The organism is Streptomyces sp. NBC_00009 (genome assembly GCF_045040855.1).
GTDB classification, from domain to species: Bacteria; Actinomycetota; Actinomycetes; order Streptomycetales; family Streptomycetaceae; genus Streptomyces; species Streptomyces aureus.
Map to the genome: position 1 here is coordinate 4,805,980 of NZ_CP108312.1, position 13,978 is coordinate 4,819,957.

Sequence of the window (13,978 nt, forward strand, 5' to 3'; positions counted from 1 at the left end):
GTACGAGCGTATGGCCGTATATGCGCTGATAATCAGCCGAATGGGGCTTTTATGCCGATCAAGGGGTGGCTCTGCCGGGCGGGGGTGTCACGCGTCCGGCACGGGTGGCCGGTCATCCGTCGAGTGCCGCCCCGTCCAGTGCCGTCGTCAGGCGGTCCAGGCGGGCGCGCATGTCCTCGATCTCCGCCAGGTCGAAACCCGTGGCCGCCGCGATCCGGCGCGGCACCAGCGCCGCGCGCTCCCGCAGCTCGGTGCCCGCGCCGGTCGGCCGGACGTTCACCGAGCGCTCGTCGCGCGCGCTGCGCTCCCGCTGGACGAGGCCGGCCGCCTCCAGCCGCTTGAGCAGCGGGGACAGCGTGCCCGAGTCCAGTCGCAGCCGCTCTCCGAGCCGCTTCACGGGCAGCTCGCCGTCCTCCCAGAGCACCAGCATGACCAGGTACTGGGGGTAGGTCAGGCCCAGGTCCTTGAGGAGCGTGCGGTAGACGCCGCCGAACGCGCGCGACGCGGCGTTCAGGGAGAAGCAGATCTGCCGGTCGAGCCGCAGGAATTCCTCGTCGCCGGGCGTCTCGGGCGTCTCGGTCGTCTCGGTCGTCTCGGTCGTCTCGGTGGTCATGGGTCCAGGGTAACCGGGACCTCTGGTGTGCCATTCAGTTGTGCGCAATTGAATTGCGTGCTCTACTTGTATCCGTCAGCGCAGCACGTACTCCACCGCGGACGTCACCGCGGGACCCCATCGCAGGAGGATGTTTTTCATGGAAGCGATCTACACCGCCGTAGCCACCGCCACCCACGGCCGTGACGGCCGCGCCGTCAGCTCCGACGGCCGCCTCGACCTCCAGCTGGGCATCCCCACGGAGATGGGCGGCAACGGCCAGGGCACCAACCCCGAGCAGCTCTTCGCCGCCGGGTACTCCGCCTGTTTCGCCAGCGCGCTCGGCCTGGTCGGCCGCGCCGCGAAGGTCGACATCAGCGACGCCGCGGTGACCGCCGAGGTCGGCATCGGCAAGCAGGGCGAGGGCTTCGGGCTCGCGGTGACGCTGCGCGTGGAGCTGCCGGAGACGGTCGACGCCGAGACCGGCCGCAAGCTGGTCGAGCAGGCCCACCAGGTCTGCCCGTACTCGAATGCGACCCGCGGCAACATCGACGTCGAGCTCGTCGTCGAGTAGTCGCCCTGCCTGCGGGGTGCTCGTCCTGCTTCCGGGGTGTCAACGCTCCCCAGTGAAACCCCCGTTGACCCGCGCGAGCACCTCGCCCGTGCGCGCGAAGCGCCCGTGATTGCTGGTTGCCGCCGTTCGCTCCACGCGCCCATGACGGCAAGGCTGCGTCACAAATCCGATCAACTGGGACAGGATCGGCGCGTGCGCATCTCTTCGGACGGTCCGCGCGGCCGCACCCCCAGGGCCCTTCCCGCCGCTGCACCCGCCGTGACCGCGGTCCTGCTGCCGGGCGTGGTGATGCTGGGCCTCGGACTCTGGGGGCTCGACCGCGGCACGATCTGGCGCGACGAGGCCGCGACGATACTCGTCGCCACCCGCTCCCTGCCCCAGATCCACCATCTCCTCGGCAACATCGACGCGGTGCACGGCCTCTACTACGTGCTGATCCACTTCGTGCTCGGCGGGCAGACGGACGCCTACCTGATGCGGCTGCCGTCCGTGCTCGGTGCGACCGCGGCGGCCTGCCTCGTCGCCGCGCTCGGCATCCGGCTCGCCCGGCCCCGCGTCGGCCTGTGGGCCGGACTCCTGTACGCCGCCTCGCCGTTCACCGGCTACTACGCGCAGGAAGGCCGCTCGTACGCGATCGTCGCGGCGGGCGCGGCTGCGGCGACGCTCATGTTCGTCCACTGCGTACGGCATCCGTCGTGGCCCGCGTGGGCCGGGTACGCCGCGCTCGTGACGGTGACCGCGTGGCTCCACGAGTTCGCCGTGCTCGTCCTCGTCGCGCACGCCGTCACCCTCCTCGTCTCGCGCGCGGCCCCCGTGCTGTGGCGGCGCTGGGCGGCCGCCGCCGCGGCCGCCGTCCTGCTGGTACTGCCGCTCGCCGACGAGGCGCGGGAGCAGAGCTTCCAGGTGGCGTGGATCCGCAGGCCGGGCTGGGAGGACGCCGAGGCGCTGCTGCGGCTCGCCGCCGGGCACCGCGGCGCCGTCTTCAACACCATGCTCCTGCTCGCCGCGGCCGCCGTGCTCGCCCCCTCGGTCCGCCGGGGGACGTGCGGGCTCGCCGCGGTCGCGCTGCCGCTCGCCGTGGTGCCGCCCGCGCTGCTGCTGACCGTGTCGCAGTGGCAGCCGCTGTACGCGCCGCGCTACACGTTCTTCGCGTTCGCCGGGCTGCCCCTGCTGGTGGCGGCCGGCGCGGACACGGTCCTGCGGCGCCTGCCGGACCGGGTGCGGCCCTCCGGGTACGTCCAGGTGACCGCCGGGGCCGTCCTGGTCGCGGTGGCGTTCTGGGTGCAGTTCCCGGCGCAGCTGCGCGAGCGGTCGCCCGAGGGCCGCAGGGACGACTTCGGGGCGGTCGCTCGGATGGCTGAGCGGGATCTGCGGCCCGGCGACGCGCTGCTCTACCTGCCGAAGACCGGCCGACGCCTCACGGAGACGTATCCGCGCGCGGTGGCGGGCGTGCGCGACGTGGCGCTGAAGTCGACGGGCGCCCGCTCCGGAACCCTGTACGGCGTGGACACGAGCCCCGCCGAACTCCGCGCCCGGATGGCGTGCCTGACCCGCGTCTGGGTCCTCTTCGACGCGGAGGCGGGCCACCCCGGCTGGCACACCCGAAATCCCGTCGAACTCACCAAACTCGCGCTCCTGGAGCGGGACTTCACCCCCCTCACCGAATCGAGACGCCGCAGCGGGCTGCTGCGCCTGTACGAGCGCGTGGGCGGCCCCGCGCCCACGTGCGTGGCCGGCGCGGGGCCTGCCGCGGCGCACGTCACACCCACCGAGCCGACGTCGGAGTCCCCATGAACGCCACGCTCCTCGCCCTCCTCGACAACCGCCGCCCCGACCGGGCGCGGCCCGTGCCCGCCGCCCGCGCCTCGCCCGCCGGACCCGCGTCGCGCCTGCGCCGGTGGGCCGACCCCGCCGCCGTCCTCGCCGCCACTGCGCTGATCGCGGTCAGGGCCGCCGGACTCGGGCGCTGGATCGTCGACGACGCCGCCGTCACCTTCGCGTACGCGCGCAGCATCGACGAGGGCCTCGGCCCGGTCCAACTGCCCGGCGCGTCACCGGTGGAGGGCTACTCCAACCCCTCCTGGCTCGTCCTGATGGCCGTCGGGCGCAGGCTCGGCCTCTTCGACCACGGCGCGTTCCTGGGCGTCAGCGACCTCGTGCTCTACCCGAAGGCACTCGCCCTGCTGTGCACGGCCGGCACGCTCGCGTGCATCGCGTGGGCGGCCCGCGCCGTGGCCCCCGGCCGCGCGTGGGCGGTGACGCTCCTCGCGGGAGCCGCCCTCGCCACGAACCTGTCCTACGTGGCCTGGTCCTTCTCCGGCCTGGAAAACCCGCTGTACGGGCTGACGGCGGCGGGGACGGGGGCGGTGCTGGTGCGGGCGGTCGCCCGGGGTGGCCTTACGGCGCCCCGCACCGCCGTGGCCGCCGCCGCGATCGCCCTGCTCGCCGCGCTGACCCGGCCCGACGGCGCCGTACTCGTCGCCGCCTACCCCCTCGTCCTCGTCCTCTTCGTGCGCCGGCGCGAGCTGGCCCGGTCGGTCCGCGCGCTGGCTCTGCACGCAGGTGTCGTCGCCGTGCCCTACGGGGCGTTCCTGCTGTGGCGGCACGCCGTCTTCGGACTGTGGGTGCCGAACACCGCGGTCGCCAAGGCGCAGCAGACCCCCGAACTCGCCCAACTTGCCCGGACCGGCGACCTGTTGACGTACGCGGGCTGGGCCTTCGCGTTGATCGGCGCGCTGTGCGCCGGTGCTGTGCTCGCCCGGCCCGGCACGGCGCGCCGGGCCCTGGTGGCGCTGCTCGTGCCGCTGCTCCTGTCGCTGCTCGCGTACGGGGTGCTCGGCCGGGACTGGATGAACCTGTACCGGTTCGCGACCCCGGTGTGGGTCCTCGCGGCGGCCGTCGCCGCGCTGTCGGCCGTAGTGCTGTGGGAGGCGGAAGGAGCCCGCGGCCGAGCCGTCCTCGTCATGGCGCTGACCGGTGCGCTCGTCCTCGCGCACACCGGACGGGCCGAACGCGACGCCTCGTTCAAGGCCCACCCGACGCTCTCCATGTGCTTCGTCGCCGAACGCTACGGCCAGGTGTTCAACACGTACGCCGAGCGCCTCGGCCTGCGGCACGCCACCGTCGCCCTGCCCGACCTCGGCGGCACGCTGCTCACCACGCGGCTGCGGGTACTGGACCTGGCGGGCCTGACCGACCGCCGCATCGCGGACGCGTACGCCTCCGGCGACATGCGCGCCCTGCGCGACCACGTCCTGCGCGCCGAGCGCCCCGAACTCCTGCACGTCCACACGGCCTGGGTGAACAAGTCGGGCCTGACCGTCGCCCGCCTGGCAGACGCCGGTTACGTCCCGCTGTACCGGCAGCAGAACGGCGGTGACTTCGTCCGGGCCGACGCCGTCCACGATCCGGCCCGCATCGCCGCCGTACGCGCCTGGGCCGCGCCGCGCCTCGACCGACTGATCGCGGACCAGGATCACACCGGCAGCTGCGGCGCCACTCTCACCCCGGGTCAGGGAGCCGCCCTGTGACAGCCACCCTTCTCCCCGCGCCCACCCGCTCCCGCAGTGCGGAGGCGCGGGCGCCGCGGCTCGATTCGCTCACCGGGATGCGCTTCGTGGCGGCGCTCGCCGTCTTCGTGCACCACACCACCGGGCTCGCCCCGGGCAACGGCCTGGCGCAGGCGCCGGTCCTCTTCCCGTACTCGACCATGGGCGTCAACGGTGTCGGGTTCTTCTTCGTGCTGTCCGGGTTCCTGCTGGCCTGGGGGCACCGCCCCGGCACGCGTCGCGGTCTCTTCTACTGGCGTCGCGCCGGCCGCATCTGGCCCGCGCATCTCGCCGCCACGATCCCGTGCATCTGGGTGTTCTACCTCTGGGGCGGCGTGCCCACGGACGCGTTCAGCTTCGTCACGTCGCTGCTGCTCGTGCAGGCCTGGTTCCCCGGCGTCGTGCCGATGTTCCCGGGCAACGGCGTCGCCTGGACGCTCAGCGTCGAGGTGTTCTTCTACCTCCTGTTCCCCTGGGTGATCGGCCCCGCCCTGCGCCTGCGCACCCGCACCCTGGCGCTCCTCGCGGCGTCCGGTCTCGCCGCCATGTGGGCCGTCAACTGGTGGGCCGCCGCGCACCTTTCGCCCTTCGCCCGCGAATGGGTCATGCGCCACCCTGTGACGCGCCTGCCCGAGTTCGCGGCCGGCCTCGTATGTGCGATCGCCCTGCGCCGCGGCCACCGGATCGCCCTCCGCCCGGCCGTACTGCTCGCCTCCTTCGCCGCGTACACGGCCGTGTACTGCCACCGGACCGACTGGTTCTCGCCAGGCGCAGCGGGTCAACTGGAGTGGACGGTAAGGCCGTTCGTCGCCGTGTTCTCGGCGCTCTTCATCGTCGCGTACGCCCGGCGCGAGCTGTCCGGGCGCCGCGGAGCGCTCTGTTCGCGCCCCATGGTGCTGCTCGGCGCGTGGTCGTACGCGTTCTATCTGCTGCACCAGACGCTGAACCGGTATGTGCAGGACACCTGGGGCCGGATGCGGCCCGACAACTCCGCCGTGTTCGCGCTGTGCGGACTCGCCGTCGCGGTGATCGCGCTGTCCTGGGCGCTGTTCACCTACGTCGAGGAACCGGCCAGAAAGTGGTGGTCCCGGCACACGCCGCGCCGCCTCGCACGGTGACCCCACGCGGACATGCGCGTTGAAAGGCCATCAAGTCACCCCAACCCCCTTGATGGAGGCCGCCATGCACCAGTCCGCGTACGAACAGATGGAGCTCTGTGTCCGGAGCTACCTGCCGCGCGGGCGGCGGCTGCGGGTGGTCGATCTCGGGGCGCGGGTGTCGGACGGGCAGGTGCGCACCCACAAGTCGCTCCTGGAGGGGTACGACACCGAGTACGTCGGCGTCGACGTACTGGAGGGGCGCAACGTGGACGCGGTGATGGCGAAGCCGTACCGCATCCCGGTCCGCTCGAACAGCGCCGACTTCCTCATCTCCGGCCAGGCCTTCGAGCACATCCCGTTCTTCTGGGCGTCGATGCTGGAGATCGCGCGCGTCCTCAAGCCGGAGGGTACGGCGTTCATCACGGCCCCTTCGCGCGGACATGTGCACGACGCGCAGGACTGCTGGCGCTACTACCCGGACGGGATGCGCGCCCTGGCCGCGTACACGCGTCTCGAACTGCGCGAGGTGTACACCGACTTCCCGCCGATGAAAGGCACCCGGCACGCCTACGGCAGCATCGACGCCAAGCACGCCTACTGGGGCGACACCGTCGGCGTCTTCCGCAAACCGGCCAAGTACCCACGTCTCACCATGGCGTTCGTGCGCTCGACCACGCGCTGGTGGGCCAACCGCGTCGGCGGTGTCGACGGGGTGCCGCTGCCCGCGCCGCTCGCCGGACGGGAGCAGTGCGGCCGCCCGGCGGCGATTCCCAGGCCCGCGGGCGTATCAAATGGTTAGAAACGCCTGCCGGTTGACGAAAAGTGACATGCGGAATAACGCGGACGTAAGGTGCCGCGCATGGCATGGCGAAGCGCCGTGAATGGCGTCATCAAGCAGCTCACCGGGTACCAGCTGACCCGCGTACCGGTGCCCGCTCCCCGGCAGGCCGCCCGCGCGCCCGAGTCGGCGCCACCGGCCCCGGCGCCCAAGCCGAAGCCGACGCCGAAACCCAAGGGCCTGGTCCTCCCCGTGGACTACGACGACGAGGCGAAGGACATCATCCGCGCGGTCAAGCCGTACACGATGACGTCCCCGGAGCGGCTCAACGCCTTCATCCTCGCCACCCGCCACATCGTCAAGCACGACATCCCCGGCGACATCGTCGAGTGCGGTGTGTGGCGCGGCGGTTCGATGCAGGCCTGCGCCAAGGCCCTCCTCTCGCAGGGCGACACGGAACGCGGCCTCTACCTCTTCGACACGTACGAGGGCATGACGCCGCCCACCGAGGAGGACCTCAGGCGCGACGGGAAGTCCGCCGAGGAACTGCTCGCCGCCCAGGGCAAGGACCGCCCGATCTGGGCCGTCGCCACCCTCGACGACGTCAAGTCCGGCTTCCGGGCCGTGCCTTACCCCGAGAACCGCCTCCACTTCGTGCAGGGCAAGGTCGAGGACACCGTCCCCCAGCAGGCCCCGGAGCAGATCGCGATCCTGCGCCTCGACACCGACTGGTACGCCTCCACCAAGCACGAACTCGACCATCTCTACGACCGGTTGGTGCCCGGAGGCATCCTCCTCATCGACGACTACGGCTACTGGCAGGGCTCCCGGCAGGCCGTCGACGAGTTCCTGGAGAAGACCGGCGAGCGGCTGCTGCTCCTGCGCATGGACGAGGGGCGCATCGCCGTCAAGCCCTGACCCGGCCCGCAGCCCCCGACCCGACCCTCACCGATCCCGCGCAGCGCGGCCGTCCGCCGGCCTGCTGTGCGGGATCGGTGCGTGATCACCCGAATGGCTCAGGCGTGGTGACCCGGATCCGCAGCGCGGGTTGTTAACCAGTAGGTCCCTTCGCGGGCCGCGCAGCCGTGCCCGCCAGTTCTCCGGAAGGAATGTGCGCACCGCATGACACCACGACTCACCGTCGTCGTCCCCATCTACAACGTCGAGGCGTACCTCGACGCCTGCCTGGAGTCGCTGGCCGCGCAGACCATGCCCGACCTCGAAGTCGTGATGGTCGACGACGGCTCCACCGACGGGAGTCCGGTGATCGCCCGCGCCATGGCCGGGCGCGACCGGCGCTTCCGTTATGTCGGGCAGGAGAACGCGGGCCTCGGAGCGGCGCGCAACGCGGGTGCGGCCCTGGCCACGGGCGCGCACCTCGCCTTCGTGGACAGCGACGACGTCGTGCCGCACGACGCTTACGAGCGCATGCTCGGCGCCCTGGAGGAGTCCGGCTCCGACTTCGTCACCGGCAACGTCCACCGGCTGCGGCCCGACGGGGTGAGCGAGCAGTCGCCGATGTTCCGCAAGGTGATGGCGGCGGATCGCAGCGGCACGCACGTCACCCGCGACTGGGGGCTGCTCGCCGACCGGGTCGCCTGGAACAAGGTCTTCCGCCGGGCCTTCTGGGACCGGCACGCCCTCGCCTTCCCGGAGGGCGTGCTGTTCGAGGACACCCCCGTGATGGTCCCCGCCCACTTCCTGGCCGACGCCGTCGACGTGCTCAAGGACCCCGTCTACTTCTGGCGCGACCGCGACGGCTCCATCACCAACCGCCGCGCCGAGCCCCGCGCCGTCCGCGACCGCACAACTGCCGTCCTGGCGGCCAGCGGCTTCCTCGCCGGGAAGAAGCGGGAGAGCGTGGGGACACCGGCGGAGAAGCTCTGGGCCGAGGCCAAGCGCCGCTACGACACGACAGTGGTCTCCGGGGACATGTGGCTGTTCATGGAGGTGCTGCCGCATGGCGACGCCGAGTACCACGAGGCGTTCCTCGACCACGCCAACTCCTTCGCGGACACCGTCGACCCGGCCGTCCTCACCGGTCTCCCGCTGGCCCTGCGCGTCAAGTGGCAGCTCATCCGGGAGCGCCGCCTGACCGAGCTGCTCGCGTTCATGACGTACGAGAAGAGCAACGGCACGACGTTCCTGGCGCGCGGGCCGCGCAGGAGCCGGGCGCAGTTCCCGCCCGTCACCGGGCGCCTGCCGCGTGGCGTGACCGCGCTCCGGCGGGCCGATCTGCCGCTGAAGTCGCACATCACCGAGGCGTCCTGGGACAAGGAGGGGCGGCTGCGGCTCAAGGGGTACGCCTATGTACGGAACCTGCCCGCGGGCCGGGTCGGGGCGCGCGCCAAGTTCGCGTGGCTGCGGGCGGGCAAGCGGCGCGCGGTGCCGCTGAAGGTCCGTACCGCCCGCTCCCGCGAGGCCACCTACCGCTCCAAACAGGGGCTGCACAGCTACGACCGGTCCGGGTTCGAGACGGTCATCGACCCGGCCCGGCTCGTCACCAAGCGGCCGAGCACCACCTGGAACGTCGAGATGGCCGCCTTCGGAGGCGGCCTGCTGCGCACCGGGCCCGTGCGGATGGGCGGGCTCGCCGAGCTGCCCGTGCGCTATCTGGACGACTTCCTGCGCATCACGCCCCGGCTCAGCGCGGGCCGGCTCCGGCTGCGGGCCGAGCGTGTGAAGGCCCGGCTGGTGCGGCACGAGGAGTCCGGCGGCACGCTCAGGCTGGAGGGTGAACTCGCCCCCGGGGCGCCCGCCGACCTCAAGGCGCTGCGCGTCGAGAACTGGCACACCAAGGAGGCGTACGACCTCCCCGTCGAGCGCTCGGGGCGCACCTTCGCCGCCGAGCTGCGCCTGGAACTGGTCGCGGGCGCCGGGACCGACGACTCCGGGGCGCCCCGCAAGACCGACCCGTGGGGCGTCGGCCTCGTGCGCGGGGACGACGAGTGGTCGGCCCTCGCGGTCCGCCCCGACATCCCGGCGGGCCGCCACCCCCTCGGCGCCGGGCGCGAACTGCTCGTCCTCGCTAACGCCGCCGGGAACGTGGAGCTGCGCAACCAGACCGTACGGCCCCTCGTCGACACCCTGACCTGGGACGAGGACGGGCGGCTCGCCGTCGAGGGCAGCTTCCCCGACGAGTCCGGCACCGCGTGGGAGCTGCTGCTCCAGCACAGCGGCCACGACGAGGAGGCCGTCCTTCCGGTCGAGGTGACCGACGGGCGGTTCGCCGCGGCGCTGTGTCCGGACGCGGTCGCGGGCCCCGCCGGAGTCCTGCCGCTCGCCGAGGGCCGCCGGTACCTCTTCCTGCGCGAGCCCGGCGAGACCGACCCCGGCCGGTACCGCCAGGTCCATGTCGCGCCCGCCCGGCACGAGAGCCTGCCCCTCGTACGCGCCCTGGGCGGCCGGGACTTCACCGTCGGGCGCCGCCGCTACGACCGCCTCGTCATCGAGTCGGGATCCGCCCTCGCCGTCACGGAGCGAGGCCGCGTCCAGCAGGGCGCGCTGCGCACCCGCTACGCGTCCCTGCGCGTCGAGCCCCGCACCGACACGGTCCTGTACTCCAGCTTCGACGGCCGGCAGTACTCGGACTCGCCGCGCGCCGTGCACGAGGAGCTCGTCGCCCGCGGCGAACCCCTGGAGCACCTGTGGGTCGTGCGCGACCAGCAGGTCACGGTGCCCGCGAGCGGCCGGCCCGTGGCCCTGTGGAGCACCGAGTGGTACGAGGCCCTGGCCCGCAGCCGCTACGTCGTCACCAACACCCAGCTGCCCGACTGGTTCGAGCGCGCCGAGGACCAGTACGTCGTACAGACCTGGCACGGCACCCCGCTCAAGCGCATCGGCCGCGACCTCGCGGACAGCCCGTCCGGCGACCAGCGTTACATCGCCACGCTGCCGGAGCGCGCCGCGCAGTGGAACCTGCTCGTCTCCCCGAACCGTTTCTCCACCCCCGTCCTGCGGGGCGCGTTCGGCTACCACGGCGAGGTCCTGGAGTCCGGCTACCCGCGCAACGACCTGCTGCATGCGGCGGACCGCGGCAAGGTCGCCGCCGCGGTCCGCGAACGCCTCGGCATCCCCGAGGACAGGCGCGTCGTCCTCTACGCCCCCACCTGGCGCGAGAACCAGCCGCGCAAGGGCGGCCGTTACGGGCTCGACCTCCGCCTCGACCTCGCGGCGGCCGAACGCGCCCTCGGCGAGGACCACGTCCTGCTCGTGCGTCGCCACTACCTCGTCGGCGGCACCGTCCCGGGCACCGCGTCCGGCTTCGTGCGCGACGTCACCCGCTACCCGGACGTGAGTGAACTGCTCCTGATCAGCGATGTGTTGGTGACCGACTACTCGTCGCTGATGTTCGACTTCGCGCAGACCGGCCGCCCGATGCTGTTCCACACCTACGACCTCGACCACTACCGGGACACGCTCAGGGGCTTCTACTTCGACTTCGTCGCGCAGGCGCCGGGACCGCTGCTCACCACCGGCGAGGAGGTCGTCGAGGCGCTGCGCGACCCGGTTGCCGCGACCGCCGGGCACGAGGAGGCATACCGCCGCTTCCGCGAGGTGTTCTGCGACCTGGACGACGGGCGCGCCGCCGCCCACGTCGCCGACGCCATGCTGCCGGGAGGCCGCCGATGAGCACCCCCGAGGTGTACGACATCAGCTGCGTCGTCGTGTGCGGCACGGACGCCGCCGCCCTGCGCGCCACCGTGCGGTCCGTGCTCGACCAGACGCTGGCCGGCACCGAGGCCGTCCTCGTCACCACCGGGGCGGACGAGGAGGCCGCGACGCTCGCGGCCGGCGACCCGCACCGGATCCGGCTCGTCCACGCAGGAGCGGAGAGCCCGGCGTGCGTCCTGCGCGACCTGGGCCTCGCCGCCGCCCGCGGCCGGTACGTCATGGTCGCCGCCCCGGGGGAACGGCTCGAACGGCACGCCTGCCGCAACCTCTTCGAGGCGGGCCGCCGCACGGACGCCGACCTGGTCGCGGGCCGGTGGGAGAAGGCGCCCGCCTGGCACAAGGAGCTGCACGCCAGGTCCCGGGTCGTCGAGGACCTCGCGGACGCTCCCGAACTCGTCACGCGGGACAGCCTGAGCGCCGGGTTCTGCGTGCGGCGCGGCGCACTCGACGCGCTGTCCGGCGCGGGACAGGCCCTCTTCGGCGTGCGGGCCGCGCTCGCCGCCCGGCGTATCGCGCTCGTCCCGAACCTGATCACCACCGGATGCGCCCCTGCCGACCCGGTACGGGACCTGCCCCGTGCCGCCGACGCCCAGCGCGGCGCGCTGGAACTGCTGGACGGCGACGACGCCCTGCGCGCGGCCCGCGAGAGCGCCTTCCTCACCGACCACGTCGTCCCCTGCGTCCGCGCCTTCCTGGCGCTCGGCCCCGACGACCGCAGGGAGGCGGCGGACACTCTCGCCCCGAGCCTGGACGGCCTCGTCACCCCGGAGGCGCTGCGTGCGCTGCCGCCCGTCGAGCGCATCGGCGTACGGCTCCTCGCCGACGGTGACGCGGACGGCGTGCAGGCCGCCGCGTACGCCCTGGCCCGGCCCGGCACCGTCGTCTCCCCGCTCGTCAGGACGGGTGAAGGGCGGGTCCGCTGGAACGCGGAGCACGCCGCCGACGACACGTTCGACGTCACCGAACTCGGCCATCAGTACGGCCAGTTCACCGACCTCCGCCTCCTGAACCGCGTCACGCACTGCCTGCGCCAGGGAACGGTGCTCGCCGTCGAGGGGCGGCTCGTCGTGCCGCTCGGACTCCTCGACGACCGGCCCGCGCTCGCCGCCCGGCTCGACCTCTCAGTGCGCGGCGGCCGCCCGCACACGCTCTCCGTGCCGGTGACCGACGTACGCCAGGAGGACGGGGGCGTGGTGTGGCGGGCCGAGCTGCCCCTCACCGGTGCGCTGCGGCCGCGCGGCATCGGCGACCGCGTGTGGGACCCGCGGCTCGTCCTCACCGTCGACGGCGTCCCCGTCACCACCGGCCTGTTCGCCGACAAGGCCACCGTCCCCACCCGTGCCACCGCCCTGCCGGCCCGCCCCCTCCTGACCCGCCTCACGGCCGACACCTGGCAGCCCTACGTCACGGCCAAGCACCACCTGGCCGTCTGCCTCCTGCCCCGCCGCCGCGCCGCCCGCACCGCACAGGCCCTCCTGCACTACGTCACCCACTTCAGGCCCGCCCGCAAGCTGAAGCCCGTACTGCGCGCCCTGGGCAAGAAGCGCGAGGCGCTGCACTCGCAGCGCGTCAAGCTCCGCGTGTACCGGCGGGTCCTGTCCAAACTGCCCGTCAGCAAGGGCCTCGTCGTCTTCGAGAGCCACATGGGCAAGTGCTACGGGGACAGCCCGCGCGCCGTTCACGAGGAACTCCTCGCGCGCGGCGCCCGGGTGCGCTGCGTGTGGTCGTACGCCACGTCGCCCGCCGGGTTCCCGGACGGCGCGCGGCTCGTACGCCGCTGGTCCTGGCGGTATCTGTGGGCGCTGGCCCGCGCCGAGTGGTGGGTCGACAACCAGGGCTTCCCGCACGCCCTCGACAAGCCGCGCCACACCACGTATCTGCAGACGTGGCACGGATCCGCGTACAAGCGCATGGGGTTCGACGAGGCGCGGCACAGGACGCGGAACGCGCCGGAGCGCGAGAAACTCCGGCGCGCGGTCGCCCGGTTCGACCACTTCATGGTCCGCTCGGAACACGACGTGCGGACCCTCGCCCGCGCCTACCGCATCCCCGAGGAGCGGCTGCTGCGCGCCGGCTACCCGCGCAACGACCGCCTCGTCGAGGCCCGCGGGCGCGACGAGCGCGAGGGCCGCTTCCCGCGCCCGGCGCTCGCCACGGAACTCGGCATCCCGGACCACCGCACGGTGGTGCTGTACGCGCCCACGTTCCGCGGTGTCCCCAAGAACGGGCGGACCGTCCAACTGCCACTCGATGTAACGGAGTTCGCGAAGCGGTTCGGTGACACGCACGTCCTGCTCGTGCGCGCCCACTACATGGAGGCGGCGAGCTTGCCCGTCACCCCGCCCGGCACGGTCGTCGACGTCTCCGGCCACCACGACGTGAGTGAACTCCTCGTCCTCGCCGACGTGCTGATCACCGACTACTCGTCGATCATGTTCGACTACGCCCTCCTCGACCGGCCCCTCGTCCACTTCGCGCCGGACCTCGACGCCTACGTGGCCGACCGCGGCACCTACTTCGACCTGCGCAAGCGCGCCGGCGGGCCCGTCATCGAGACGCAGGAGGAGCTGCTGCGGACCCTCGACAAGCTCAAGAAGGCGGACGGGGAGTGGCAGGCGGCACGCCGCGCGTTCGCCGCCGAGTTCGGCTCGTACGACGACGGCGGCGCCGCCCGCGCGGCCGCCGACCTCATCCTCGGGAAGCAGGGCTGAG

Annotated in this window: 9 protein-coding genes; 8 read left to right on the forward strand and 1 reads right to left on the reverse strand. The window is 73.0% G+C overall.

The genetic code is table 11. The features are described 5' to 3' along the window. Positions 1-112: 112 nt before the first annotated feature. Complete coding sequence (locus tag OHA58_RS21720; RefSeq protein ID WP_405480753.1) at positions 113-613, reverse strand: MarR family winged helix-turn-helix transcriptional regulator; 501 nt, start codon at positions 611-613, stop codon at positions 113-115. Between the two features lie 139 nt (positions 614-752). On the opposite strand from OHA58_RS21720, the gene OHA58_RS21725 reads away from it, so the two are divergent. The 8 genes from OHA58_RS21725 (at position 753) to OHA58_RS21760 (ending at position 13,977) form a co-directional block, all read left to right on the forward strand. Next, positions 753-1,166, forward strand: coding sequence for an organic hydroperoxide resistance protein (locus OHA58_RS21725; RefSeq protein ID WP_116512677.1), 414 nt, complete (start codon positions 753-755; stop codon positions 1,164-1,166). Positions 1,167-1,358: 192 nt separating this feature from the next. Next, positions 1,359-2,960, forward strand: coding sequence for a hypothetical protein (locus OHA58_RS21730; RefSeq protein ID WP_405480755.1), 1,602 nt, complete (start codon positions 1,359-1,361; stop codon positions 2,958-2,960). Continuing rightward, positions 2,957-4,696: a hypothetical protein gene (locus OHA58_RS21735; protein ID WP_405480757.1), complete on the forward strand. Its 1,740-nt coding sequence runs from the start codon at positions 2,957-2,959 to the stop codon at positions 4,694-4,696. Before OHA58_RS21730 ends, OHA58_RS21735 begins: the two co-directional genes overlap by 4 nt. Further along, positions 4,693-5,832 carry an acyltransferase family protein gene (locus OHA58_RS21740; protein ID WP_405480758.1) on the forward strand — a complete coding sequence of 380 codons (1,140 nt, stop codon included), beginning with the start codon at positions 4,693-4,695 and terminating at the stop codon, positions 5,830-5,832. Before OHA58_RS21735 ends, OHA58_RS21740 begins: the two co-directional genes overlap by 4 nt. A gap of 64 nt (positions 5,833-5,896) precedes the next feature. Further along, positions 5,897-6,613, forward strand: a complete 717-nt coding sequence (locus OHA58_RS21745) for a methyltransferase domain-containing protein (RefSeq protein ID WP_405480759.1) — start codon at positions 5,897-5,899, stop codon at positions 6,611-6,613. Between the two features lie 60 nt (positions 6,614-6,673). Further along, on the forward strand, positions 6,674-7,510 hold the full coding sequence (locus OHA58_RS21750; RefSeq protein ID WP_405480760.1) for a TylF/MycF/NovP-related O-methyltransferase: 837 nt from the start codon (positions 6,674-6,676) through the stop codon (positions 7,508-7,510). A gap of 204 nt (positions 7,511-7,714) precedes the next feature. Beyond that, entirely contained in the window at positions 7,715-11,224 is a 3,510-nt protein-coding gene (locus OHA58_RS21755) for a CDP-glycerol glycerophosphotransferase family protein (RefSeq protein ID WP_405480761.1), read from the forward strand. After that, the gene (locus OHA58_RS21760) at positions 11,221-13,977 is read left to right on the forward strand and encodes a CDP-glycerol glycerophosphotransferase family protein (protein WP_405480763.1); all 2,757 of its coding nucleotides are present in this window, start codon (positions 11,221-11,223) and stop codon (positions 13,975-13,977) included. The genes OHA58_RS21755 and OHA58_RS21760 overlap by 4 nt, the downstream gene beginning before the upstream one ends. The last annotated feature ends 1 nt before the right edge of the window (position 13,978 follow it).